The sequence below is a fragment of the Caballeronia grimmiae genome (assembly GCF_022879615.1).
Classification (GTDB): Bacteria; Pseudomonadota; Gammaproteobacteria; order Burkholderiales; family Burkholderiaceae; genus Caballeronia; species Caballeronia grimmiae.
Window position 1 is genome coordinate 1903279 of the sequence record NZ_CP084271.1, and the last position, 26924, is coordinate 1930202.

Sequence of the window (26924 nt, forward strand, 5' to 3'; positions counted from 1 at the left end):
ACCTGAACCTATTGACCGAGAAGGGCTGCCGTGACAAACCGCTCGGTTCGCACAACTCCATGAAGGAAACCGGCTTGTGATATGACACTGGAAGCAAGCAAACGACGTTATGCGAATTCTCACTTCTAGCGTTTCTTATAGGAATCCTGAACATGACATGCGGAGATGACAATCAATCAATTGTCATCTATTCCTTCGGATAACGAACCTATTGACGGCCCGGAATAGACAGCATCATATATAGACAAACGAAAGCCAGCTTTCTGTTTATCGAATTATTATAAATCTGCCTGTTTTAAAGGCTAAGTCGATCTTGAAGACTGGAGACGCTTGCCCAAACGCGCGAGCAAATAACATAGAGCATAAGCAGTGGCCCGCCTGCCAGTTCAAAGGCGAATTCGCTGTTTTGGTAATAGTCAACCTTTCAACGTGGCAGCAGTGCGCGATTATTGCGGTCAGCCAGCGTTTATTCGTGCATCAGCTGTCAGACGGCCGAAGACGCGCGGAAACGCCTATTCGGCCGCAGGTTTAAAAGGCGCGTCGTATCCAGCGCCCGACTTATCTCATCGCCGTGATGCATGACTAGTGCGCGAAGCTGAGGCAACGTACCCATTTAATGCACCATGAATTTCGTGGGCGTTTAACACTGGTATGTCGTATTGAGCGTCGTGCAGTCAAGTAACTTGTCTTCCGCGGTCATCCATGGCGCTGCATCACATTGATGAAGACGTCTTGGTCGCCATACGGCAGGCTCTTCGCCTGACAGTCGTTAATGTGCTCTGCGAGCAGGTCGCGCAGTTTCGTAAAGACGGGATAGTTCCTCGGCGCCTCGGGTAGGTCGACGAGCGAAAGCGCAAGAATCGGGCATTAGAGCCACGAAAGCGATGCATGGAATCCCGCAGGCGCAACGGCGAGTAATCCACCGTATCCTGCGTTGAACGGTTCGGGCTTCAAAAGGCGCAGCAGATCGGATTCGCTGACGGGCGGGCGACCGAGGCTCGGACCATCGCAGAGCAGTTTCGCGCGCTTGCGCGGCCCCAGTATTGCGCCAGAGTTGAATCTACGCCATGACGTAAGCAGAGTCACCCGGTGCGTCTAGTGCGACGACCCAGTCCCAGCGGCGGTATTGCGTCGGCACTGCGCCGGTCTCGACTCAAAGAGTCGCTCTTTAAGCCACGCCCCGCCGCCGGCGATCAAACCAGAACGACAACCCCACGCTAATCAGAATGACGACGGTAGCAACCACCGTCCACTGCGTAATAGCTTCGCCGAGGAGCACCGCCCCCAAGAGCACCGCGACGATCGGATTCACGTACAGGCAGCTCGTCGCGACAATCGTGCTCGTATGGCGGATCAGAAAGTTATACGCAACGTAAGCGGCCATCGACCCGATCAGCATCAGATACAGAAACGACACGCCCGCGCCGAAGCCGACATGCGTCAGACGCTCGCCCGCCATGAGCGCGATGCCCGTCGCGATCAGCCCGCCTAACCCGATCTGCAGCGCCGTCGACATCAGAAGATCGGACGGCTGCCTAAGCCGCCCCGCGAGATGCGCGCCGCCCGCCCAGAAGACCGCAGCGCAGAGAATCGCGAGCGTGCCGTGCGTCGAACCGGGCGAAGGATCGCCATGATTCAACACCACGATGCCCACAAGCCCGAGCGCCACCGCGAACCACTCCCCCTTCGCCACGGCGCGGCCGGCGAGCGCGGTGAAGATGGTCGCGAAGAGCGGCACGGTCGCGACCATGACCGCCGCCGTGCCGGTGCCGACAGTGCGCATGCCGTAGGCCATCATTCCGCTCGAGAGACCTTCGAGCAAGGTTCCGACGATCGCCGCATTGCGAACTTCGTGCGCACTCGGCAGCACCGCCTTGCGATGCAAGCCGATCGCAAATAGCCCGATGCCCGCGCAAAGATTGCGCAGGCCGCCGAGCATCAGCGGCGGAAACGATTCGAGCGCCAGATGGATGCCGAGATAGGTCGATCCCCAGACGAGATAAACGACGGCGAGCGCGAGCACGACTTGTCCCCGGAAAGAACGAGGCGCGCGAAACGGAAAGCGATCGGGAAAAGAGAACGGCAGACGCGGCATCGGAGTGGACATGCTTACTCCGCGAAAACCGCGTGGCGCATGGCGCATGCGGAAACAACCGAAATACTCACAGCACGACGCCCGCACGACGGTGCAGGACGATGAAAACACAACGGCATGATGATGCGAAGGAAGGGCGGTCGAGAGGCGAACGAAGAGCGGCGGCGGTCGCGAAACCGCGCTTCGGGTAATCACCTAAAACGCGGCGCTCGCCATTATGCAGGAACGGCGCGACGCGATGCGGCCGTTTTCGGGATGGTTGTCAACGCACCACGGTGCGGTGTATCGTGGCGGCTGCTAACGCGGGGGTCCTGCGCTGCACATCGCGATTTCGAACCGGCACCACCGGTCGAATCGCCCGTGCCACGTGGGTGAGAAATACCCTTTGAACCTGATCTGGATAATGCCAGCGCAGGGAAGCGTTCGGGCACTGCGGCTTTCGAATGACCTACCGCCGCATCTTCAGCGCCCGACCTTTCCATCTCGTTCCTCCCTGTTTAGCTCCTGAGTCAGCCGAGCTTGTCCAAGCTCGCGCTGGAATTTTCGTCCCTGCAGGAGACATACAGCATGAATGCCAATCCGAAGTTTCTGTCTGAAAACGCTGTCGTCGATGCCGCCGCCATCGCGCCGCTGCCTAACTCGCGCAAGGTCTACGTAAGCGGATCGACGCCGGACATCCGCGTGCCGATGCGCGAAATCACGCAATCCGACACGCCCGACGGCTTCGGCGGCGAGAAGAATCCGCCGGTGTACGTGTACGACACATCGGGTCCGTACACCGATCCCGACGCGAGCATCGACATCCGCTCCGGCCTGGCCGCACTGCGCGCCGGCTGGATCGAGAAGCGCGGCGACACCGAAGAACTCGCGGGCCTGTCGAGCGAATTCGGCCGCGAGCGCGCCGCCGATCCGAAGACCGCCGAACTGCGTTTCCCCGGCCTGCATCGCAAGCCGCGCCGCGCCGTCGCGGGCAAGAACGTCACGCAGATGCACTACGCACGGGCGGGCATCGTCACGCCCGAGATGGAATACATCGCCATCCGCGAAAACCAGCGGCGCGCCGAGTATCTGGAAAGCCTGAAGGCGAGCGGTCCGAACGGCGAAAAGCTCGCGCAGATGATGGGCCGCCAGCATCCCGGCCAGGCGTTCGGCGCGGCAGCGTTCGGCAAGGACGCGCTGAAGGCGATCACGCCCGAGTTCGTGCGCGAGGAAGTGGCGCGCGGCCGCGCGATCATCCCCGCGAACATCAATCACCCGGAGAGCGAGCCGATGATCATCGGCCGCAATTTCCTCGTGAAGATCAACGCGAACATCGGCAATTCGGCGGTGAGCTCGTCGATCGGCGAAGAAGTCGACAAGATGACGTGGGCGATCCGCTGGGGCGGCGACACGGTGATGGACCTGTCGACCGGCAAGCACATTCACGAGACGCGCGAGTGGATCATTCGCAATTCGCCGGTGCCGATCGGCACGGTGCCGATCTATCAGGCGCTCGAGAAGGTCAACGGCAAGGCCGAAGACCTGACGTGGGAAATCTTCCGCGACACGCTGATCGAGCAGGCCGAGCAAGGCGTCGATTACTTCACGATCCACGCCGGCGTGCGCCTGCAATACGTGCCGCTGACGGCGAACCGCATGACGGGCATCGTGTCGCGCGGCGGATCGATCATGGCGAAGTGGTGCCTCGCGCATCACAAGGAGAGCTTCCTCTACGAGCACTTCGAGGACATCTGCGAAATCATGAAGCAATACGATGTCTCGTTCTCGCTCGGCGACGGCCTGCGCCCCGGTTCCATCTACGACGCCAACGACGAAGCCCAGCTCGGCGAACTGAAGACGCTCGGCGAGCTGACGCAAGTTGCGTGGAAGCATGACGTGCAGGTAATGATCGAAGGTCCGGGCCACGTGCCGATGCAGCTCATCAAGGAGAACATGGACCTGCAGCTGCAATGGTGCGACGAGGCGCCCTTCTACACGCTCGGGCCGCTGACCACGGATATCGCACCGGGCTACGATCACATCACGTCGGGCATCGGCGCGGCGATGATCGGCTGGTTCGGCACCGCCATGCTCTGCTATGTCACGCCGAAGGAGCATCTCGGCTTGCCGAACAAGGACGACGTGAAGGAAGGCATCATCACGTACAAGCTCGCGGCGCACGCGGCCGATCTGGCGAAGGGTCATCCGGGCGCGCAGGTGCGGGACAACGCGCTGTCGAAGGCGCGCTTCGAGTTCCGCTGGGAAGACCAGTTCAATCTGGGCCTCGATCCCGATAAGGCGCGCGAATTCCACGATGAAACGCTGCCGAAGGATTCGGCCAAGGTCGCGCATTTCTGCTCGATGTGCGGCCCGCATTTCTGCTCGATGAAGATCACGCAGGACGTGCGGGACTTCGCGGCCAAGCAAGGCGTCAGCGAAACCGATGCGCTCACGCACGGCATGCAGACGAAGGCGATCGAGTTCGTGAAGAAGGGAGCGGAGATTTACCAGCCGACCTGATATTGCTGCTGCCTGACCAGGAAAAGCCTGTCGCGCCTGACGTGCGGCAGGCTTTTTTCGTCGACGCGGCAAAGGCATGCAGGCATCTTTCCTGCTCCTTACTACATGAACCGGCAGCCTATGCGGTGCTGTCCATGCGAGCCGCAGCCGTTTCACTTCATCATCGTATTGGAGAGTCGACATGAAAAACATCAAACAAATCGGCGCCGCTGCAATGGTCGTAGCACTCATGGCCGGCCTGACCGGCTGCGACAGCATGACCACTCGTCAACGCGATACCGCGATCGGCGCGGGCGTCGGCGCAGCGGGCGGGGCGGTGATCGGCGGCAGCGCGCTTTCGACGCTGGGCGGCGCGGCGGTCGGCGGGGTCATCGGCAATCAGGTTGGCAAATAATCGGACCTCACACGCGCGGCGCGACCGGTCCTGACCGCGCCGCTGTTTCAGACCTGTTACAAGACGCGGCTCCTTGCGATCCTTTGTCACACGAGTTCAGGCACGTGTCGCAAAACGATCGAGTAAGCTCCTCTGAACGGACCCGCTTGAGTCAAGAGTCCGGCAAGGCGCACGCAAGGAGCAGCACCATGATTCCCGCCCGCTTCATCATCCCATCCAAAGCAGCCGTCACCGCGATCGCGGCGGGCGTGCTCGTCAGCGGATGCTATTACCCTCCCTATCCGGATTACCCCGGCGCTTATTACTCCACCGTACCCACGGCGTACGCGCAACGCGAATTCGCGGTCCCGGCACAGGGCGCGTCGGGCGCGCCCGCAGTTCCCGCACCGGGCGCAACCTACGCGACCGCGCAAGTGCCGATGACGGAGTACTACGCGGTGCCCGCCTATCCGTCGTATCCGTATTACGCGCCGTATCCTGCTTATCCGGCCTACCCCGCTTATTACGGTTATCCGGCGATATCCATCGGCTTCGGATACTGGGGCGGCGGATGCTGCTGGGGAGGCGGACACGGCTGGCATGGCGGCGGCTGGCACGGCAGCGGCTGGCATGGCGGCGGTGGCGGTTGGCATGGCGGAGGTGGCGGCTACGGCGGCGGTCATGGCGGCGGCCGCCACTGAGTTGTTTCGCCGGCGTTACGAAAAATGCAGCTTCATCGTCTGTTGCGTCTTTCGACGTAACAGACCTGCAACATTTTCCGACACAAGTCGCTCCCGCACGCGCCGCGCTGGTTCGAGCGCTAAGCGCCCCTTCCTTTTCCGACAAGCCTCTGGCTCGATTCGCCAGACGATTGGCACGGTTCTGGCTATCAAGCTTCCTCATTTGCGCAACGCGACGGTACACCGCCGTCGCGAAACCATCGCTCTCGGGGAGTGGACATGATGGCCTTTGTGTTTTTCGTGCTGTGGATGCTTGCTTCTCTTGCCCTGCTGACCGTCTGGGTCTTCCGTCAAACGCCTCTGCCGGGCCGCGACGATACACCGCCCGCCGCAGCCGTCGAAGGCTGAAGGCACGGCAAGCCTCCTCGTCAGGCGATACCACGCGCGTCGCGGCGCGCGTTCGTGCGTCGCAGCCGATAAGAACATTTCCCGCTTGACGGAGGCCATCGGTCACCTATTCTTAGGCTGCGCGTTACGCGACTGCTTAAGGCCGATGAAGCATCGAAGTCCCCACGCGCCTCGCGGCTCGCCGCCGCGTGCCGACAAGAACGCGCAACACGGTTCGCCGACTGCGGTCGACAGGAGACGTCGATGTTCCATCAGTTGCTCACCCCCGTCGCCAATTCGCTCGCGCTGTCGTTCATCGTGGCGGCGCTGCCGATCGCCGTCGTGCTCGTGCTGCTCGGCTGGGCGCGCCGGCCCGCGTGGCAGGCGTCGCTCGCGGGGCTGGTAGTCGCGCTCGTCATCGCGGTGGCGGCCTGGCACTTCCCGCTCAAGCTCGCGCTCAACTCGATCGCCGCGGGCGCCGTGTTCGCGCTATGGCCGGTGATGTGGATCGTGTTCGCCGCGATCCTGCTCTACAACGTCGCGCAACGCTCCGGACGCTTCGAGGCGTTCCGCCTCTGGATGGTCGAAAACCTGCCGAACGACAGGCGTATCGTGCTGGTCGTCATCGGCTTTTCGTTCGGCGCGCTGCTGGAAGGCATCTCGGGCTTCGGCACGCCGATCGCCATCACCAGTTCGCTCCTCATCCTGCTCGGCTTCCCCACGCTCGAAGCGCTCACCTTCACGCTGATCTTCAACACCGCGCCGGTGGCTTTCGGCGCGCTCGGCGTGCCAATTACCGTGCTCGGCGCGGTCACGCACCTTCCCACCGATGCGCTCGCCAAGATGGTCGGCCGCCAGTTGCCGTTCTTCGCCTTCTTCCTGCCGTTCTACGTGATCGGCATTTACGCGGGCTTTCGCAACATGATGCGCGTGTGGCCCGTGCTGCTCGTCTCGGGCGCGAGCTTCGCGCTCACGCAGTACGTGACGTCGAACTACATCAGCTATGCGCTGACCGACGTGCTCTCCTCGCTTGTCTCGCTGATTCTGACGATCGCGTTCCTGCGCGTCTGGAAGCCCGCCGCGGATGAGCGCTTCGCCGTCAACGTCGACCGACTCGGCCAGACACGCGCGGCTATTTCGGGCGGACAAGGCTGGCTGCCGTGGATCGTGGTGTCGCTGGTGGTGATCGTGTGGACGGTCGCGAAAATCTTCCTGATCGGCGATGTGAAGGTTTCCTGGCCGGGACTCGACAAGGCTGTCTACATCACGCTGTACAACCAGCCGTACGGCGCAATCTGGGACTTTCAGCCGCTCGCGACGGGCACGGCGATTCTGGTCGCATCGATCATCACGGCGGCGCTCGTGCGGCTGCCGGTGCGCGAGTACGGCGCGGCGATCGTCGATACGTGGGTGCAGACGCGCATCGCCATTTTCACGGTGGCGACGATCGTCGGCCTCGCCTATCTGATGAACTACTCGGGCATGAACTACACGCTGGGTCTCGGCGTCGCGTCGGTCGGACCGTTCTTTCCGCTCGTGTCCGCGTTCCTCGGGTGGGTCGCGGTCTTCCTCTCCGGCAGCGATACGTCGGGCAACGCGCTCTTTGGCAACCTGCAAGTGGTGGCGGCGCATCAGCTCAACCTGAATCCCGTGCTGATGGCGGCGACCAACTCGTCCGGCGGCGTGATGGGCAAGATGATCTCGCCGCAGAACATCTCGACGGGCGTCGCGACGACCGAGCTCAAGGGCAAGGAAGGGCTCGTCTTCGCGCGCACCTTCAAGCATTCGATTCTGCTGACGGTGATTCTGGGCGTGCTCGTCTGGCTGCAGCAGAACGTGCTGACGTGGATGATCCCGCCGCACTGATCCCGCTTCTTGCGGTGTCATTCGCGGCGCGTTCTTCGGCGCCGCGCGCAGTGCTAACATGCGCGGACTTTTAATTAGCATCTCGAAGTCCGCCATCGTCATGTCCATCGCCAATTTGTTGCAATTGATCGTGCTCGCCGCATTGTGGGGCGCATCCTTCCTGTTCATTCGCGTGGGAGTCGCCGAGTTCGGCGTCGCGCCGCTCATGGCCGTGCGCGTCGGCATCGGCGCGCTGTTTCTGATCGTGATGCTGCTTGCACGCCGCAACGTCGCCGCCACCGTCGGCACGATGCGCCGGCGCGCGCTGCCGCTTTTCGTGGTCGGCATCCTCAATTCGGCCGCGCCGTTTTGCCTGTTCGCATTCGCGGAGCTGACGCTGTCGGCGGGCGCGACGTCCGTCATCAATGCGACGACGCCGCTCTTTGGCGCGCTCGTCGCCTACGTGTGGCTGAAGGACCGGCTGACGACGATGCGCAGCATCGGCATGGCCATCGGCTTCGCGGGCGTGCTGCTGCTCGTGTGGAACCAGATCGCGACGGACGGCGCGGCATCGTCCGGGCTGCCCGTTCAGGGCATGCTGGCGGCGGCGGCCGCGCTCGGGGCATCCGCGCTGTACGGCGTGGCGGGCAACTTTGCGAAGAAGTACCTGATGGATGTCGATGCGACCGCGAACGCCGCCGGCAGCATGATCGGCGCAACCATCATGCTCGCGCCGATCGCCCTGCTGACGTGGCCCGCGACGCCGATCTCCGCGCATGCGTGGTCGGCGGTCATCGCGCTCGGTGTCTGCTGCACGGGCATCGCCTATTTTCTGTACTTCCGGCTCGTGGCTGCGGCGGGCCCTGCACGCGCGATGACGGTGACCTTCGTCATTCCGCTCTTCGGCATTCTCTGGGGCGCGCTGTTCCTGAGCGAGCACGTATCGCTCGTGATGCTCGAAGGATGCGCTGTCGTGCTGGTGGGCACGGCGCTCGCGACGGGAATCGTGAAGCAGGTTCCGTTTCTCACGCGGCGGAGCATCGCGCGGTGACGGATCGCTGAGCATCGCGCGGTGCGCATGGCGCGGCATCGCGCGATGATGGACGGCGAGGCGCTTGCCGCCCTATTCGCCTCGCACCGCGCCCCGTCCTGCCTTCACCGCTCCCCGCCTGACCTTCCCCTCGACCCGGCGCACCTGCGACGCCCGCGTCGGCTTCGTTGCGATGCGCTTGCGCCGGGTGACGCTGACGCTGCGAATCATCTCGTCGAGACGCGCGAGCGCCGCCGCGCGATTCATGTCCTGCGTGCGATGCTCCTGCGCCTTGATGACGATCACGCCTTCGCGCGTGACGCGGCTGTCGGACAGCGCGAGCAGTCTCGCCTTGATGTGCTCCGGGAGCGACGACGCGCGGATGTCGAAGCGCAAATGAATCGCGCTCGACACCTTGTTGACGTTCTGCCCGCCCGCGCCTTGCGCACGCACGGCGGTCAGCTCGATTTCGTTTGGCGGCACCACGAGGCTATCGCTCATGGATGACACTCCTTCGTTCAGGATCGATGGTGCAGGCGCATCAGCCGCGCCATTCTCGCGGCGAGACCGGAATCGCGACGCGTCGGCGCATCGACGGCCTGCGCGAAAATCGCCGCCGAGCCGATGACTTCGATGCGGCGCTTCGCCCGCGTGATCGCCGTATAGACCAGCTCGCGCGACAGCACGCGCACGAAGCTGCCGGGCAGCACGAGCGCCGCGTGCTCGAACTCCGAGCCTTGCGATTTGTGCACGGTCAGCGCGAACGCCGTGTCGTGCGGCGGCAGCGCAGCCGGCGATACATGACGCAGCGAGCCATCCGCCATGCGGAACGCCACGCGCAGCGCGCCGTTCGGCCCCGGCAGCGCAATGCCGATATCGCCGTTGAAGAGCCCTAGTGCATAGTCGTTGCGCGTGACGATCACCGGCCGTCCAGCGAACCACTGTGCTCCGATTGCAAGCGCAATGCCCGCTTGCTCGCGCACCTTCGACGCGATACGCGCATTCACTTCGTCGACGCCGCGCGGCCCCTTGCGAGTGGCGCACAGCACGCGGAAACGATTGAGCGCGTCGAACAGCCGGGCTTCATCGGATGGCGCGTGCTCCGCTTGCAGCATCGACGCAAGCGCATCGGCGTAGGGCGCGAAGCCCTTCGCCAGATGAGCGAGCGTGGGGTCCGATAGCGTGGCGTGGCCGTCGTCCAGCAGCACCGCGGCTGGCGCTTCCGGTGCGGCCGGTTGCTTTGCGTCGAGCGCGAGGAGCGCGCTTTGCGCATCGCCGTTGCGAATCGCGATCGACAGGCGGCCGATCGCCGAATCCAGCCCGAAGCGGTAGTTGCGCGCAAGCCAGACGACGCTGTCGGTGAGCGGGGCGTCGTCGCGGGCGTCGGGCGCATCGTGGGAGCCGGTATCGAGCGTGGCGAATAGGTCGGCGTAGCCTTCGTCGGCATGCGGTGCATCGTCGAGATCGCCGTGAGCGCCCCACGCATCGGACGAAGCCGCGAAAGGCGATTCGCTCGCGCGGGCGTCGGTGTTCGAGAACAAATCGCCCTGATTCTCGCCTTGTGCGCCGGATGCATCGCCCTCTTCGTTGCCCGGAAAGAAGTCGCCGTAGTCCTCGTCATGCGCATCGGATTGCGCGAGCGACGCATCGCTCGTCCGCGCGTGGGCCGCTGCGTTCCCGCGCCCGTCGCCGCCGGCAGACTTGACGCCGTCAGGCAAGGCCGCCCGAAACCGTGCCAGTTCCACGCCCAGCGCGCCCGCGATCCGCCCCGCGCCCGCCTCGCTGAACGATGGCTGCGCGCTCAGTTCCGCGAACACCGCGCCCGCTTCGACCGCCGAGAGCTGATCCTTATCGCCGAGCATCACGAGCCGGCTCGACGGCGCGACCGCTTCCAGCAGATGGGCCGCGAGCGCGACATCGATCATCGACGCCTCGTCGACCACGATCACGTCATAGGGCAACGGATTGTCGCGATGATGCCGGAAGCCGCCGTCCGGCAGCACGCCGAGCAAGCGCTGCAACGTGAACGATGTGCGCGGCAGCCGCGCGGCCAGCTCGGGCGGCAGCTTGTCCGCCCGCTCGATCAACGCTTCCTGCATGCGCTGCGCGGCCTTGCCCGTCGGTGCGGCAAGCGCGATGCGCAAGCCCGGATCGGCGTCGAGCAGACACGCGAGCACGCCGACCACGGTCGTCGTCTTGCCCGTGCCCGGCCCGCCGCTCACGATCGTCAGCCTGCCCGCGAGCGCGACGAGCGCGGCGACGCGCTGCCAGTCGATGTCGTCGTTGGCCGTGCCTTCCCCGAAGTAGCGCGCGATCCGCTCCGCCTGCTGCGCAAGCTCCCGCTGCGATACGTCGATCCGCGCGCCGCGTGCCCGTTCGACCAGCGCCACCGCGAGCCGCCGCTCGTAATCGAAATAGCGCGCGAGATAGAGCCGCCCGTCCTCGTCGATGACGAGCGGCCGCAGACTCGCCGCATCGAAGCGCGCCTCGGTGCGTGCAAACGTCGCGACGCCGCTTGCGAGCAGCGCATCGCGAGCTTCGCGCACATTCTCTCCGTGACGCCGCGCGAGCGCGGCAAGCGGCATGCAGACGTGTCCGAGCGCCGTCGCCCGGCTGATGGCAAGCGCCGCGCGTTCGGCCCACGCGATCGCCCGCGCGTCCGCACCCGACCATCGCGACAGTTCGCCGATGCGCCGCGCGAAACCTTCGGCAAGCACGGCGCTTTCGTCGGCAAAGGCCGACGCAGCCGACTCCCCGGCGTTCACGGCTTCGATCGTGCTCATGCCGCGCCTCCCGACATCACCCGGTCGAGCGCCTCGACCAGTGCCAGCGGCGGCCGCCCGCGATGCACGCCGCTCGCCGCGTCGCCGTCGCGCCAGTCGGGACGCACGCCGCGCACGAACAGATACAGGTAACCGCCGACATGCGTCTCGTAGTCGTAATCAGCGAGCCGCGCACGCAGGTAACGATGCAGCGCGACGACATAAACGAGCGCCTGCAGGTGATACGCGTGATGCGCCATCGCCTCGGCAAGCGGCGCGGCGCCGTAGTTTTCGGCGGCATCGCCCAGATGATTCGACTTCCAGTCGATGATCCAGTAACGCCCGCCGTGCAGCACGATCATGTCGATGAATCCCTTGATGAAGCCCCGCAGCGCGCCCGTTTCGAGCGCGACATCGGGATAGCCGTGCGCGGACAGCAGCCGGCGCAGCGCCGGAAAATCCAGCGACGGCGCCGGGAACAGAAACTCCAGCTCGTTCATGCGCCGCCCGTTGGCGATGCCCGACAGGCGCATGCCCGGCGCAATCTCGCTTTCGAGCGTGTCGGCGAGCAGGCGCAGCATCATCGGCCGGAGACGCTGGGCGAGCGGCGCGGGCGCGGGAACCGGATACTCGCGCAGCGCGTCCTCGACCGCCTTGGGCCACGTCGACGGCTGCGTGAAATCCGCAAGCTCGTACATGCGATGCAGACATTCGCCCGCCGCCGCGCCGCGCGGAAACGCGAGGATGTCGTCGTCGGCGAGCGCGGATTCGTCGCGGGAAGGCGGCGCTTGCACGAGCGCTGGGGCGGCTTCGGCGAGTTCGTCGTGATCGGGGCGCGCCTCGGCGGGCTGCGACTGATTCGCCTCTTCGCGCGCGCCCGCCGCCACCAGTGAGCTGAAACTCGCCATGCGCCAGCGATCGCGCAACAGGCGGCGGTTGGTGCGCGCGGCGATCTCGTGCGTGCCGCGGTCGACGGCGGCAAGCGGCTCGCGCCGGTCGATGACCGGCAGCGGCGTCACGCCGATCGCGCCTTCGGCCTGACTTTCCAGCGCGCGCCACGCCGCGACGATGCCCGCTTCGTCTGGCGGTTCGTCGCAGAACGCATCGAAGTCCTGACCCGCGCCCGCGGCGAGCCAGTTGAGCACGCTTCTGCGCGATTCCTTCGTCGACTTGTTCGACATGTTCGAGATATAAACGCCCGCGACCACGTAGCAGCGATACACCGCCCGCGTCAGCGCCACATAGACGAGCCGCGCCCGCTCGGCAGCCTGCTCGCGTGCGATAGCGGCGCCGATTTCCTTCGCTTCGTCGTCGTCGATTCCATAGTGCAGTACTGCTTCGCCCGCGTCGTCGTGATACTCGCGGGCGTCGGGCAAGCCGGATTTCGAGGCGTCGCGCGCCGTGCCGTCGTTCAGGAACGGACAGAACACGACCGCGTATTCGAGGCCCTTCGACTTGTGGATCGTCACGATCTGCACGAGATTGCGGTCGGATTCGAGGCGCAATTGCGCGTCTTCTCCGCCGCCCTGCTGCGCGCGCTGCGCGGCCAGCCAGCGCAACGTCGGCGCGATGCCCGGCTGTTGCGCCGAGCGAGCCTGCAGCAGTTCCGCGAGATGGTTCACGTTCGTGAGCCTGCGCTCGCCGTCCGCGCGCGCGACGAGCCGCGCCGCGATCGACAGTTCTCGCGCGAGCGTGCGCCACATCACCGCGAAGCCGCGCTCGTGCCAGATCGTCCGATAGCGCGAGAATCTCTCGACCCAGCTCGTCGAATCGCTGGAGCCGCTTTCATCCGTCGATGCCGCGTGCTCCAGACGCCACAGCGCGGCGGCGTCCAGCCCGAACCAGTCGGTCGCGAGCGCGGCGCGCAAGCGGCGCAAGTCGCCAGGCGTGTCGATGGCGGCGAGCACGCGCTCGATCTGCTCGGCGTCGAGCGAGCCGAACACGGACGCCTGCGCCAGTTCCACGCTGCCGATACCCCACGCCGCCAGCACGCGCTTGACCAGACTGCCTTGCCGATGCGTCTGCACGAGCACGGCGATATCGCCCGCACTGAGCGCGTCGTCGCCGATGCGCACTTCACCGCGCGCCGCCCCTTTCAGCAGCCGCGCGATTTCGGCGGCGCACGCCTCGGCCGCTTCGCGCTGCGCGTTGGCCTTCGACAGCGCCGCATCGCCGTGCGGCAGCATCCACACGCAGAAATCCGCGATATCGGAGTAAGCGGCGGCGGGCGTCGCATCGACGAACGGTCCGCGTGAACGCGTGCCCGCGCGCACCGGCTGATAGTCGAGGCCTTCGAGAATGAACGCAGACGGATTCGCGCCGAACACGCGATTGCACGCCTCGATGATGCGCGCCGTCGAACGCTGGTTCACCGCGAGCGTGTAACGCGCGCTCGCGCCGTCGCGCGCGGCGAGATACGTGTGCAGGTCGGCGGCGCGGAAGCTGTAGATGGCCTGCTTCGGATCGCCGACCAGAAAGAGCGGTCCATGCGGCGCGAACACGCGGTTGAAGATTGCGTATTGCAGCGGATCGGTGTCCTGGAATTCGTCGATGAGCGCCGCCGGATACCGCTCGCGCAATGCCTGCGCGAGCCACGCGTGCCGGACGAGCGCGTGATGCAGGTTCGACAACAGATCGTCGAAGGACACCACGCGCCGCGCCCGCTTTCTCGCCGACAGTTCGGCCGGCGCGTAGTCGAGCCATTCGCGCACGATGTCGAGCCACATCGCACGCTGCGCGGCTTCGGCTGCGGCAGCCGACGCGGCGAGCGTTTCGGCATGCTCGAAGAACGGATGCGCGGGCGGCGTGTGCTTGACCTTGGTGCCCTTCGCGAGCGCCGATGCGGTGATCTTCAGCGCCTCCTTCGGCGGCTCCGCGTGACAGTCGGCATCGGCGAAATATTCGGCCCATGCGTCGAGGGCGGCTTCGATCATCGAGCGCTTGTGCGAGGTCTGCTTGAGCATCGCCTCGGCGTCGAAGAGCAGCTTGGCGATCGCGCCGCGCTCGGCGTTCCACACCGCGCACGCTTCGTCGAAAAGCGCTTTCGCATCGACGGCTTCCGCTGCAAGTTCGGCCTCGCTCTTGCCCCAGCGCAGCGTCGCGAGCGGCTTCTTGAGACGCCGCGCCAGTTGCGCATCGAGCGATGCCGGTCCCGCACCCTTCGCGACGAGCCACGACGCGAACGACGGCGTGCGCGCGGCTGCCGGCTCGACGCGCTCGCGCCAGAAATCGGCGGCAAGCTCGAAGCGCAGCGCGCTGTCGTCGGCTTCCATGTCGAACGCGAACGGCATCGCGGCGGCGAACGGCGCTTCCTGCAGCGCGCGCTGGCAGAACGCGTGGATCGTGTGGATCGCGGCCTGATCGAAGGTGTGGAGCGCGATGCGAATGCGCTGCAGCGCCTCGTTCGGATCGATGTCGGCGAGCGTGGTTTCGAAAAGCCGCTCGATGAACGGATCGCCGGCTGCATCGCCGTTTTCGATTGCATGCGCGACGCCCGCGAGCCGCGTGCGGATGCGCTCGTGCAGTTCGGCGGTCGCGGCCTTCGTGAAGGTGACGACGAGAATGCGCTCGACGCTCAACTGCTTCTCGAGCAGAAGGCGCACGTAGAGCGCGCAGATGTTCCACGTCTTGCCGGTGCCGGCGGATGCTTCGATCTGGTTGACGCCGTCGAGCGGACAGGAGAAGACGTCGAGTTCCTGGACGGCTTCGGTGTTCACGGACTGGATTGCTGTCGTCATCATGCGTCGCGTTGCAGGTGTTGCCGAAGCGGCTCGAAAACGATGCGCGCGAGCGCGGCGAAGCGGTCGTCGAGCCCAAGCGATTCGCCGCGAAACGCGATGCGATAAACCGGATCGTCCGATTCCGCGCGCACGCGGTCGGATTCCCACGCGCCGTGCGCCTTTGCATCGCCTTCGGTCATCTTGAGCCACGCGCTCTTCGGGAAGAAACGCAGCGGCATGCGCCGGCCTGCGCGATACAGCGCTGCGAGCGCGGCGAGATGCGCGAGCGGGTCGGCGACAGGCGTCAGTTCGAAATCCGACGACTGCGCGCCGCGTCCGTGCCAGATCGTGCGGCGCGGGCCGTCCGGCAGCGCCGAGCAATAGGCCAGATGCGCGAGCCACGCGGACAGGTAATCGCGGGCGCGCGGCTGGTCGTAACGGTAGATCACCTGGCCTTGTGGCGTCAGGCGATTGAGCGTACCGGACAGCGTGAGCGGCCGCTCGTCGATGAGCGCGTCGTCGTGCGGGCCGAAGAGCGCGACGCCGCCCGTATCGGGCCAGCGCGGCGCGACGTCGAGCGAGAACGGCAAGCGCGTCGCGCCCTCCGCCACCGACGTGCGGATGCGGTCCGCAAGATGCGCGAGCGCGTGCATCTCGCGCGTCTGCCAGACGGCGCCCGTCGCGCCACCGGGCATTTCGGGGCTCGTGCGCGCAACGTGACGCGCGCGCTCGCGGGCGTGGTGCACAACGTGGTCTTCCGCTTCGAGCAGCGACGGCAGCACGCGCCCGGCGAGCGCATCGCGGCCTGCGAAGCCGAGTTCGAACGGCTCGGTGATATCCAGTTCGGCCTCGGCATCGACGAGCGCAATGCCCAGCCGATCCCGCAGCAGCGCGCGCGCAGGATGCCGCCAGAAGCGCACGAAATCGTCGAAGGCGACGGTCTCCGCTTCGTCGTTTTCAGGCGGCAGCGGCGATGCGAAGAACGGCGCGCTGCCGTGCACGCGCCCCGCCGCCAGCACCCGCGCCAGTTCCGCGCGCTCCGGCTCATAGGTGAAGAGACGGCCCGCCGGCTCGAAATACTCGGGTGCGAACGGCTGCAGCGGATGCTCGCGCACGAACGACGCCCGCGCCTTTGCCAGTTCGTCCGGCGCGGCATGCTTGCCCGCGACGGCTTCGGCGAGATGGTCGAGCAATTCGTCGATGAGCGCGGCGGGCGGCAGCACGGCGTTGTCGCGGATGCTGCGCCCGGTGTAGGCGATCAGCAGCCGGTCGCGCGCCGCGAGCATCAGGTCGAGAAAGAGGTTGCGTTCGTCGTCGCGGCGCTGGCGGTCGCCCAGCTTGCCGAAGCTCGCCATCAGGTCGAATTCGTCGGCGCGCGTGAGGCTCGGCAGCATGCCGTCGTCCATGCCGAGCAGACAGACCACGCGATACGGCAGCCCGCGCAGGCTCGTCAGCGACGAGAACGTGACGCCGCCCCACGGCACGCCGCCGCGCGCGGGATCGTCGAGCGTATCGGTGAGCGCGGTGCGGATCACCGCAGCCGATACTTCCGTGTCGCGCGCGCCTTCTTCCATTGCGACGATCAGCGCATCGATCGCATGTCGCACGTCGCCGATGGTGTCGTTGAACGCGACGCCGGCATCGAAGAAACGCGCGAGCGCATCGAGCAGCAAGTCGCCCCACGCGCGTGCGGTGCGGGGCGTCTCGATCTGCGCGGCGAAGGCGTCGATATCGTCGATGAAGCGTGTGAGGCGTCCGAGCAACTCCGCCTCCGACCCCTGCGCGCCCTCGACGGGCAGCCATTCCGCGACCGGCGCGCCGCCGCCCGGCAGCGCGTAGCCGAGATAGAGACGCGTGAGCGCATCGGCGAAGGTGTGACGCGCGGCGGGCACGTGCTCGCCGGCGGCTTCCGCCGGACGCAAGCCCCGGCGCGCGCCCGCCGCCGCGAGCCACTCCTGCGCCGTTTCGAGCGATGGCGCGTCGATGCCGTAGCGTGTCGCGATTGCATCGACGCGCAGCCATTCGATCAGCTCCGGCGCGCCGACGCCGCGTTCCGCGAGCGCGAGCCAGTCGAGCATCGCGCGCGCGACCGGGTTGGCCTGCGAAGGCGGCAAGCCGGTGATGCGATAGGGAATGCGCCTGCGCTCGTTGCTCGCGCCGGCGGGCGCGGTGCCGAACACGCCGTCGATGAGCGGGCCGGCCACCGCCAGATCGGGAAACGCGACGAGCACATCGGACGGCTCGAGTCCTTCTAGCTCGTCGAACCAGTCGAGCAGGCGGTCGTGCAGCACTTCGAGCTGACGCGAGAGGCTATGGCAGACATGCACTTCCACGCCCGTCTCGACGATGTCTTCCGGCTGCGGCCCGGCGTTCTCTTCGTCGAGCGTCAGAATGCCGTTCTGCACGCGCGCGAGCCATGTCGGCGCGGTGCTCTCTTCGTATAACTCGCGCTCGCTCGATGCCGCGCTTTCGGTCAGTTCGTGCAGCATGTGAAGCTGCGCCTGCGTCTGACGGCCCCACTCCGCGAGCAGCGGATGCCCGACTTCCTGAAAATCCGCCTCGCCCTTCAGTTCGAGCTGCTCGACGCGCGCCTGGCTCACGATATCGAACCAGAATTCGCGGCACGGGTTGAGCGCGTAGATGCGCACGTCGATCCAGCGCGACAGCTCGCGCAGCAACGCGATATGCAGCGGCGGCATCGTCGGCAGCGCAAACACGCTGATGCGGCTCGGCCATTCGGCGCGCATCGCGGTATCCAGATCGAAGCGCGGCGCGTCGGCCAGAAAGCGATACGCGGGCGGCGTCGGATCTTGCCCGGAGCCGGGCGTCGTCAGGTCGTCGAGCAGCGCGCGCCAGAGCGCGGCCTGCCAGTGTTCGTCCTGGCGCTGGATCTCGCTCGCGCCCGCGAGACGCGGACCGCGCGCATCCGTCTCAGCACCGCCGCCCGCGAGAATCGAGCCGCCCGACTGCCAGTGCGTGAGCCAGTCCGGGCGATAGGTCAGATAGTGGTCGAACACCGTCGCGATGCGGCGCGCAAGTTCGTAGCGCATGGAATCGTCGGCGGCGTCGAGATAGGTCGACAGGCGCGGCGCTTGTCTGAACGGCGGCTCGTCGAACAGGCGATAGCAGCGCCACGCGAGCCGGTCCGGCGCGAACGGCGAACGCTGGGGCACCGGCAGCACGCGCCCGATCTGCGCCCATAGCCATTGCGCGAGATAGCAGAAGTCGACATTCGCGCAGATGCCGAAACGCTCGGCCATATCCAGTTCGAGCCGCCGTCGCACGGCCGCGCTGGGCACGATGACCGACTCGCGCGCGAAAGGATTGCCCTCGCGCATCGCGAATGTGTCGAGGTCCTCGAAAAGCGCGGCGGCAAGCGTTTCGTGACGGTTCGAATAGAAGAGTTCGAGCATGAAGGGCGGGATTGGATGCTGGCAAGCGAAGAAGCAGCGCGCAAAACGCAAAGCTTTGTCAAATCAAGCGTCAGCATAACAAAGCGACTTCGCGCCGAGAACCTGGCCGTTCGGCCGAGGTCCGAACGCTCGTTGAGTTGCGTTAGACTCGACGTCGCCCTTGCCCGCCCCTTGCGCGTCCATACAGGAAGTCGATGCGTTACTCGTTCGAAATAAAAAAGTTCATCTATAGCCAGTACTTTTTCGGCGGCTTGCGCAGCGCGCTTGGCATCTCGCTCCCGGCCGTGCTGATGCTCACGGTGTTTCACAACCGCGAGCTCGGCTTCACGATCGCGACAGGTGCGCTGGGCGCGTGCGTCGTCGACATGCCGGGGCCGCTCAAGCACAAGCACAACGAGATGCTCGCGTGCACGTTCATCGGCTTTTTTTCGGCGCTCGCGACCGGCATTGCGACGGCCCATCCGGTGACGCTCTGGCTGACCGTCGTGCCGCTCACCTTCGTGCTGTCGCTGATCGTCGTCTACGGCAACCGCTGGCCGCAGATCAGCTTCGCGACGCTCTTCATGATGATCGTGACGCTCGAAGAGCATTTCACGCCGATGCAGGCGCTCATCAACGCGTCGTGGATTCTGCTCGGCGGCCTCTGGTACACGTACTGGGCGACGCTCGTCTCGCATCTGCTCGTGTATCGCATCGAGCGGCAGGCGCTCGCGCAGAGCATCTTCAGTTGCGCGGAGTATCTGCAGGCGCGCGCCGAGTTCTATGACGTCGACGCCGACCTTGACGAGTGTTATCGAAAGCTCATTGAAAAGCAGATCGCGGCCGTCGAACAGCAGGAAGGCGCACGCGAGATCGTGTTGCGCAATCTGCCGAAGGTGAAGACCGGCAAGCTCGATGCGCGGCGCGCGCGGCTCTTCAATCTCTTTATCAACATCGTGGACCTGCACGAGTTCTTCGTCGGCGCGCACACGGATTATCCGCTCGTGCGCAAGACCTTCGCCGGCTCGGACGTGCTCGTGTTCTATCGCGATCTGATGCGCAAGGCCAGCGAGGACCTGGAGGAAATCGGCCTCGCGGTGCTGCAAAACCGGCCGGCGTCGAAGCACGTCAGCATGAAGGCCGAGTTGCGCGCGATCGAATACGAACTCGAGTTGATGCGCAAGCACGCGCTGCCCGAGAAGAATCCCGAAGCGTATGCGGCGGCGGCGGCCGTGTTCCGGCGTCTGTGGAGCGCCACGCGCCTGATCGACAAGATGCGCCGCCGCACGCACGACGACGCGAGTCTCAGCGGAACCGAGGTGCAGATCGATCACGCGCTCTCGCGGTTCATCTCCAGCCGGCGCGTGCCGTTCAGGCAGATTTTCTCGAATCTGACGATGTCATCGCCGAGCTTCCGCCACGCGCTGCGCGTGACGATCGCGGTGGGCGTCGGCTTCTGGCTCGGGCGGCTCCTGCCGCTCACGAACGCGTACTGGATCGTGATGACCACGGTCATCATCCTGAAGCCGGGCTATTCGCTGACCAAGCAGCGCAATACGCAGCGGATCATCGGCACGACGATCGGCTGCGCGGTGACGATCGCGCTGATCCTCGTTGTCAAGGACCCGCATGTGCTGCTGGTCGCGATGTTCGCGTCGATGGTCATGAGCTACAGCCTGCTGCTCTTCAACTACGCGGGCAGCGTGGTGTTCACGTCGTCGTATGTGCTGCTGATGTTCCATCTGCTCGCGCCGGGCAGCTTGCGGCTGATCGGCGAGCGGGCCATCGATACGGTCGTCGGGTCCGCCATCGCCATTGCGGCGAGTCACCTGTTCCCGTACTGGGAGTATCGGCTGATGGGCAAGCTCGTGAAGGATCTGCTCGGCGCGACGCGCAATTATCTGGAAGCAAGCTGGTCCTGGAAAACGCAAACGGGGGGCGCTACGTCCCGCGCGCCGTCGTCCGTGCCGAGCGCCGCTTTCGCCGATGGCAACGCGAGCGCGGCGCTCGCAACCGCGCCTGAGCCCGTGCCTGCGCCGGAAATCAAAACCAGCGCCGCCAGCGACGAGCCCGCCCTCAAGGCCGCGAGCGCGACGGCGGAGCGGCTGTCGTCGGTGAACATCGGCGAGAGCACCGCGGCCACCGCGAGCAAGGGCGGGTCTGCCGCCGCGACCGTCGCGGCGACCGCCCTCGATCGAGACTTCCGCTACCGGCTCGCGCGCAAGAACGTGCACGTCGCGTTCGCCAATCTCGCGCAGGCGTTTCAGCGCATGATGCTGGAGCCGAAGCCGCAGCAGAAATACGTCGCCGAACTGAACGATCTCCTCGTGCAGTGCCACGTGCTCGCGTCGCAGATCACAGCGGCCGCGCCGCTATTGCAAGCGATCAATGACGCCGATCCGAAGCCGTTCGAGCCGGTGCAGCGGGCATTCGGCATCGTGCGGGACAATCTGTCGGACGCGCAGGCCGCGATATCGGATGACGACGGCGCCCCGCCCTCCGACGCAATCAAGGATTTGCGCCGCGATCTCGACACGATGGTCGCCGCCGCCGAACGCGCGCAGACGCTTCCCGCCGATGCGATTCAGGATCTGAAACTGCTCGCGCATCAGTGCAAGCAGATGCTCACGGCGTCAACGCTGATCCGCAAGGACGCGACGCAGATTCATCTGCCGTCGTGAGCGCAGCGTTATTGCGATGCGCCGATCGCCGGGAGCGCGGGCCGCGCACCGCTTGCCGTAGCGGGCGGCGCGGTCTGTTCGTCGAACTCGCGCTTCTCGCGAATCGCGTTGAAGAGCAGCGTGAAGATCACCAGCAGCAACACCGCGACAATGAACACGCTGATGCCCAAGGTCGGATTCTTCTTTTTCTGCGGGGCGTTCGGGCGCTTGTTGCGTGGGTCGTCGGTCATGGGGCGCGGCGGCTCGTTCAAAGTTTTGAGATAGAACCGACATCGTACCCGGCTTCGTTTTCAGTTGGATTGCGCGCGGTGTTTCAGTCCGCGAACGACACCCCCGAAATTCTGTGCTGCACCGTCCGGCTTGAACGAAGCCCGCCTCGTTGACCATACTCAACCGGATTCCATGCGCGTCTGATCACGCGAGCGCCAGGGCTCGCCGTGATACCTCGTGACCGGACGTGTTCGGCCGCCCTCCCCGGGCGGCTTTCTTTTGCCGCGCTCAGGCGTCGGATGCGGGCCGCACCGGCAACGCCGTCGAATATTTGATCTGCTCCATCGCGAAACTGGAACTGACGTCGTAGATCGGCACCGCGCGAATGAGTTGCTTGTAGACGCGGTCGTAATCGTCGATGTCGGCTACCACCACGCGCAGCAGATAGTCCGTCTCGCCGCTCATCCGGTACACCTCGACCACTTCCGGCATGTCGCGCACGGCGCGCGTGAACTCGTCCGCCCAGCTTTGCGTGTGCTGATTCGTGCGCACCGCGACGAACACCGTCGTGCCGACGCCGAGCTTCTTCGGATCGCACAACGCGACTTGCGCGCGGATCACGCCGGTCTCCTTGAGCCGCTGCACGCGCTTCCAGCACGGCGTCTGCGAAAGATTGACGCGCTGAGCCAGTTCCGCGACGGGCATCGTCACGTCGCCCTGCAGCAGTTCGAGCAGCTTACGGTCAATGACGTCCATTCCCATACTGCATCCCCCGTAGATTAATTTTCTATTTTTCGAAGCGTTGGCGGAATTATATGAAAACAAATTCCAGATGCAAGCCGATATAAATGGAGGCTCGATTCCCGATCCCACATTCATCATGAAGCTGCAAAGTTTTAATCGCCCGATGCGGCAAAACGCCGGCACCCGCGCCGCGCTGCACGCGCTGACCAACGACAACCCGGCCTTGCGGCGCCTTTGCCATGACATCGATGCCGCGCTCGAAGCCGGCGACGCATCGTTCGGGGCGCAAGTGCGTGCGGCGCTGACGCGGGCGATCGCCGATCCCTCGCTGCTGCACGCGCACCAGCGCATCGGCGACGCGCGCCGATACCGCCGCCATCTGCTTGCCGCCGATCCGCTCAACCGGTACGCGATCGCCGCGCTCGTGTGGGAGCCGGGGCAAGCGAGTCCGGTGCATGGCCATCGGACGTGGTGCGGCTACGCGGTCATCGACGGCACGCTCGCCGAAACGCTCTATCGCTGGGATGCCGATACGCACTGCGCGGTGGAAACGCGCCGCCATCCGCGTGCGGCGGGCGCGGTATCGTTCGTCGATGCGGGACGCGGCGCGATTCATCAACTCGGCAATCCCGCCGATGCGGCCACGCGCGCCGTATCGATTCACGTCTATGGCGTCGCGGGCGAACATATCGCCACGCACGTCAACGATCTGCTCGCCGCCTGACGCTTTGATCAGCCCTTGCCCGGCTCCGGCGCCGTGGGAATCTGCGGCGGGATCTGCACCGAATGATCGGTGGCGGGCGGCGCGGGCCGGGGCTCGTGCGATACATCGAGCGCCACGGCACGCGGTGCATCGGCGGCGTCGGCGGCTTCTTCTTCGTCGATCCAGATGCGCTTGGACTTCGCGTCGGCTTCCCTGGAATCGCTGGCGTCGCGCGACATCTGCACCTGCATTTGCGGCACCGGAATCGGCATGCCGGCTTCGTCCATCTTGCGCTTGATGCGCAGATTGAACGCCCGCGCGACGCTCCATTGCTGAAGCGGCCGCGTCTTGATCTGTCCTTTCACGACCATCCAGTTCGGATCGAAGCGGTCCAGTCCCCACACTTCGACCGGTCCCAGCATCTCGCGCCGGTAGCGCAGATCGTCCATCAGTTCCGCGCCGACCTCGCGGATCATGTCGGTGACGGCGTCGACATCGGCGGAAAACGGCAAGCGCACTTCGAACACGGCATAAGCGAAATCGCGCGAAAGGTTCTTCACCGTCTTGATCTGCGAGAACGGGATCGCGTGAATCGCGCCCTGACCGTCGCGCAGGCGCACGGTCCGGATCGTCAGGCTCTCGACGATGCCCGCGTGCCCGCCTTCCACCTCGATCGAATCGCCGACCGAAATCGTGTCCTCGATGATGATGAAAAGCCCGGTGATCAGGTCCGCAACGAGCGATTGCGCGCCAAAACCGACCGCAAGACCGATCACGCCTGCGCCCGCGAGCAGCGGCGTCACGTTGAGGCCGAGGTTCGCCGCCGTGACGATCGCGGCGATCGTCAACAGCACGACGAATACGACGTTGCGCAAGAGCGGCAGCATCGTGCGAGCGCGCATGCTCGGGCCGCGTCCGCCACGCCGCGCGGAATCGGGCTTGAGCGTTTCCTGAATGCCGGTATCGATCAGAATCCACACGAGCCACACGACGAAGAACGTCAGCACGATCATGCCGAAGGCGTGCGTGATGCCGCGCGCCGCGACGCTGCGCTCGGCCATGTCCGCGAGCGAGAAGCCCCAGAAGCGCGACGACACTTCGAGGAACGCGAGCCACACGCCGACCACGATCAGCGTGCCGACGAATTTAACGAGCCGCCGCACATAAGCCGACTGGCGGCGCGGACGGCGCGACTTCGGCCGCGTGATGCGGATCACGATCGCCGACAGGAAGAACGCGACGACCAGCAGGCCAGCGGTCGCGATCGCCATCTGCAGCACGTTTTCGGACGTGCCGATGCCCGCGAGCGTCGCCACCACCGACGCCGACGCGAGCAGGAGCAACGGCAATTGCCATAGCGACGCGACGACATCGAACGTTTCGGTCGCGGCCTTGCGCGTGTGGCGCTGCTCGTAGGTGCGGCTGCGGATCAGATGCGCGACCGGCCGCTGGAACGCGAGCGCGAAATACGCGGTGAGCGCGGCGGCCGCCATGTTCGCGAAGGTCGAGATCAGCGCGGACAGATTGGTGCCGAGTTGTTGCGCGACGTCGTAGTTGGCAGCGGCATCGCCGAGCGCGCCGAGCGTGCCGATCAGAAACAGCAGCCGCCGCGCATGAATAATCAGCACGTTCACCGCGACGCGCCGGTGCGCCGAGCCGAACAGCGAGAACATGATGAGGCAGATGGCCGAGAACACCGCGCCCGCGACCATCGCGTACGCGGTGACCATCGCGAGCGTGCGGCCGAGCGATTGCGGCATCAGATGCGCGAACGTCAGCGCCGCCAGAAACGCGATCAGATACGGCGCGACGCGGCGCAGCGCGAAGAGCAGCAGTTCGCGCGTCGTCGGATTCGAATGCAGCGACACTTCCACGCCATACCGGCTCGATACGCGCCGCTGCGCATACACGAGCACGAAGGCGCACGCGCCCCAGCCCGCGAGCGTCGCAACGAAGTTGAATAGCGTGCGGCCGAACGGCTCGCGGCTCTGGCTCGTGACGATGGTGAACAGCTCGTTGCCCGCCGCGTTGAAGCGCCCGCTCCAGTAGGCGAGCGGCGTCTTGCCGCGCTTCACGTCGGCTTCGATGCTCGTGACCGCCGACGCGATCGCGCCCAGCAAGCCTGCGTTCTGCGCGATGCTCGCCACCACCGAGGGCGCCGGCGCGCTCGCCGGGGCGCTTGCAGCGGCACCGGCGGCGGTCGGGGCGGTATCGGCAGACGATGCGGGCGTGGCGGGCGCAGCGGACGCGGCGGCATGCTTAGCGTCGCGCAGACGCTTGAGTTGCGCGACGAGCGCCGCGCGCTGGCGGTCGTTGTCGAGCGTCGCAATGACGGTGTCGAGCGAGTGCAGCATGTCGGCATCCGACACGGCCGGCGCCGATGCACCGACAGCCGCCTCCGCCGACGATGCCGGCGCGGGTGGCGCGATGAGTTCCTGGAACGTGGGCAGTTCGAGCGTGGGGGCGGCTTCGGCGGGGGTCATCGTCAGCAGGACCAGCGCGGCCAGCAAGAGCGACGACAGCGCGCGCGCGACGGCGCAAACCGTCGTCCGGGATCTCGCGACGAACGCCAGCGCGCCGCCATGCGCGAGCTTGCGTGACTTCATAACGGTCTCGATTTCCGAAAGCTCGCCAGTTTACCGGCTGACCCCGACGCGCCACGCATCGCGGACGTAACCGAATGTTAAGCGGGCGGCTTACTTGTCCATGTCCGTGCGCGTCCCGGACGACTCGGCGGCGGGACTCGTGGCCGACGCGCCGCCATCCTTCGCGGACCACTCCTGCAGCTTGCGCCCCGCCGATTGCAGCCCCGCGCCGGTCGCGCTCGCGGCATCCGCGATGGCGGCGTTCGTCGCGCCCGCCGCACTATTGAGGTTCGCCCGCGCCGAGGCCGCAACGCCGCTCGCCGACATGTCCGGCATCGAGCCGGCCTTGTCGAACCCCTGCTGCGCCGACTGCTTGGCGGCATCCATCTTTTGGCCGACGTAGCTCGCCGCCTGATCGAACTTCTGGTTGGTCTGGCTCGCGAGGTTATTGAGCGCACTGGCGGCCTGGCCCGCGGTGGCGTCGTGCTTCTCGCATGCGGCAAGCGCGCCGAGCGCCGCCAGCGCCATCGCAATGCGGGTGAAGGGAGTCATTTGCATGGTCTTGCTCCTACGTGAAAAACGCGCGCTCATCATACGCTGTCCGAACCGGCGCAGATCGCGAAGCTTGCATGACGGGAGAACTCGCGTTTCAACATCTGGCCGATCCGACCAGACGTGCAGTAGAACGTTTCCTCTACTTTTAGGAGACGTCTGCTTCTGGGCGATCACGCATCCGCTTATAGTGCGCGCAGTCCACGCCTCCGCCCGTATCAACCATGCTTTACATGAATCTCGCTATCGCCCTCGTCGCCGGGCTGATGCTATTCGAACCGTTCACCCGCGCACCCATCTCCCGCTTCACCACCCACCGCATGCGCCGGGTGCTCGCCAAGCGTTCTTACTATCAGGCGGGCGCCGCGTTCTTCGCCGCCCTGCTCGTCGCAACCAGCCAGCCCTCGCCGGAACGCATTCATCCGTTGGTTCCGCTCGGCGTAGGGGTGTTGCTGCTCGTCGCGAGCGTCTACTGGCTCGTCCGTGGCAAGTTGCTGCTGCGGCAGCGTCGCGTGTTCAATCAGCTGCATTGACCCAGATTCGCCGGGCGCGATCGTCGTCGCGTTCGGCTCACGGCCACGTCTCCTTGGCGCTGGCCGCAGCCTCATCCCCTTCCGCTTTCCTCTGGCGCTTCCTGCAGCGCCGCGCGCCCTTTGGGCGTATATTC

Annotated in this window: 18 protein-coding genes and 1 riboswitch; of the genes, 9 read left to right on the forward strand and 9 right to left on the reverse strand. The window is 65.6% G+C overall.

The genetic code is table 11. The features are described 5' to 3' along the window. Positions 1–1168 precede the first annotated feature (1168 nt). The gene (locus tag LDZ21_RS09210) at positions 1169–2107 is read right to left on the reverse strand and encodes an EamA family transporter (RefSeq protein ID WP_244792942.1); all 939 of its coding nucleotides are present in this window, start codon (positions 2105–2107) and stop codon (positions 1169–1171) included. Positions 2108–2389: 282 nt separating this feature from the next. Then, a riboswitch (TPP riboswitch) is annotated at positions 2390–2531 on the forward strand. A gap of 131 nt (positions 2532–2662) precedes the next feature. Here LDZ21_RS09210 and thiC point away from each other — a divergent pair. The 6 genes from thiC to LDZ21_RS09235 all read left to right on the forward strand — a co-directional run bounded on the left by thiC (position 2663) and on the right by LDZ21_RS09235 (position 8930). After that, positions 2663–4594, forward strand: a complete 1932-nt coding sequence (gene thiC, locus LDZ21_RS09215) for a phosphomethylpyrimidine synthase ThiC (RefSeq protein WP_244792944.1) — start codon at positions 2663–2665, stop codon at positions 4592–4594. A gap of 181 nt (positions 4595–4775) precedes the next feature. Continuing rightward, positions 4776–4988 carry a YMGG-like glycine zipper-containing protein gene (locus tag LDZ21_RS09220; protein ID WP_035960926.1) on the forward strand — a complete coding sequence of 71 codons (213 nt, stop codon included), beginning with the start codon at positions 4776–4778 and terminating at the stop codon, positions 4986–4988. Between the two features lie 188 nt (positions 4989–5176). Beyond that, complete coding sequence (locus LDZ21_RS09225; protein WP_244792946.1) at positions 5177–5668, forward strand: hypothetical protein; 492 nt, start codon at positions 5177–5179, stop codon at positions 5666–5668. 258 nt (positions 5669–5926) lie between these two features. Further along, on the forward strand, positions 5927–6055 hold the full coding sequence (locus LDZ21_RS31155; RefSeq protein ID WP_268237931.1) for a hypothetical protein: 129 nt from the start codon (positions 5927–5929) through the stop codon (positions 6053–6055). Between the two features lie 243 nt (positions 6056–6298). Then, complete coding sequence (locus LDZ21_RS09230; protein ID WP_244792948.1) at positions 6299–7900, forward strand: L-lactate permease; 1602 nt, start codon at positions 6299–6301, stop codon at positions 7898–7900. Between the two features lie 100 nt (positions 7901–8000). Beyond that, on the forward strand, positions 8001–8930 hold the full coding sequence (locus tag LDZ21_RS09235; protein ID WP_244792950.1) for a DMT family transporter: 930 nt from the start codon (positions 8001–8003) through the stop codon (positions 8928–8930). Positions 8931–9002: 72 nt separating this feature from the next. On the opposite strand, the gene arfB is transcribed toward LDZ21_RS09235, so the two are convergent. The 4 genes from arfB to recC are packed head-to-tail and all read right to left on the reverse strand — an operon-like array spanning position 9003 to position 18803. Continuing rightward, positions 9003–9410, reverse strand: coding sequence for an alternative ribosome rescue aminoacyl-tRNA hydrolase ArfB (gene arfB, locus LDZ21_RS09240; RefSeq protein ID WP_244792952.1), 408 nt, complete (start codon positions 9408–9410; stop codon positions 9003–9005). 17 nt (positions 9411–9427) lie between these two features. Beyond that, a complete protein-coding gene (locus tag LDZ21_RS09245) occupies positions 9428–11692 on the reverse strand; it encodes an AAA family ATPase (protein ID WP_244792954.1) in 2265 nt (754 codons plus the stop codon). Further along, positions 11689–15408 carry an exodeoxyribonuclease V subunit beta gene (gene recB / locus LDZ21_RS09250; RefSeq protein ID WP_244794805.1) on the reverse strand — a complete coding sequence of 1240 codons (3720 nt, stop codon included), beginning with the start codon at positions 15406–15408 and terminating at the stop codon, positions 11689–11691. Before recB ends, LDZ21_RS09245 begins: the two co-directional genes overlap by 4 nt. Further along, entirely contained in the window at positions 15408–18803 is a 3396-nt protein-coding gene (recC, locus tag LDZ21_RS09255) for an exodeoxyribonuclease V subunit gamma (RefSeq protein WP_244792956.1), read from the reverse strand. The genes recB and recC overlap by 1 nt, the downstream gene beginning before the upstream one ends. A gap of 194 nt (positions 18804–18997) precedes the next feature. Here recC and LDZ21_RS09260 point away from each other — a divergent pair, with 194 nt between their 5' ends. Further along, positions 18998–21463, forward strand: a complete 2466-nt coding sequence (locus LDZ21_RS09260) for an FUSC family membrane protein (RefSeq protein WP_244792958.1) — start codon at positions 18998–19000, stop codon at positions 21461–21463. Between the two features lie 8 nt (positions 21464–21471). On the opposite strand, the gene LDZ21_RS09265 is transcribed toward LDZ21_RS09260, so the two are convergent. After that, entirely contained in the window at positions 21472–21693 is a 222-nt protein-coding gene (locus LDZ21_RS09265; RefSeq protein ID WP_244792960.1) for a hypothetical protein, read from the reverse strand. Positions 21694–21961: 268 nt separating this feature from the next. Next, positions 21962–22435 carry an Lrp/AsnC family transcriptional regulator gene (locus LDZ21_RS09270; RefSeq protein ID WP_075583089.1) on the reverse strand — a complete coding sequence of 158 codons (474 nt, stop codon included), beginning with the start codon at positions 22433–22435 and terminating at the stop codon, positions 21962–21964. A 145-nt stretch (positions 22436–22580) separates the two neighbouring features. Between LDZ21_RS09270 and LDZ21_RS09275 the strand changes: the two genes are divergently transcribed. Further along, positions 22581–23141, forward strand: coding sequence for a cysteine dioxygenase family protein (locus tag LDZ21_RS09275; protein WP_244794806.1), 561 nt, complete (start codon positions 22581–22583; stop codon positions 23139–23141). Positions 23142–23149: 8 nt separating this feature from the next. On the opposite strand, the gene LDZ21_RS09280 is transcribed toward LDZ21_RS09275, so the two are convergent. Further along, entirely contained in the window at positions 23150–25726 is a 2577-nt protein-coding gene (locus LDZ21_RS09280) for a mechanosensitive ion channel family protein (RefSeq protein WP_244792962.1), read from the reverse strand. A 90-nt stretch (positions 25727–25816) separates the two neighbouring features. Beyond that, entirely contained in the window at positions 25817–26263 is a 447-nt protein-coding gene (locus LDZ21_RS09285) for a BCAL1086 family glycoprotein (protein ID WP_244792964.1), read from the reverse strand. Positions 26264–26490: 227 nt separating this feature from the next. Between LDZ21_RS09285 and LDZ21_RS09290 the strand changes: the two genes are divergently transcribed. Next, the gene (locus LDZ21_RS09290; protein WP_152562527.1) at positions 26491–26790 is read left to right on the forward strand and encodes a hypothetical protein; all 300 of its coding nucleotides are present in this window, start codon (positions 26491–26493) and stop codon (positions 26788–26790) included. Positions 26791–26924: the final 134 nt, after the last annotated feature.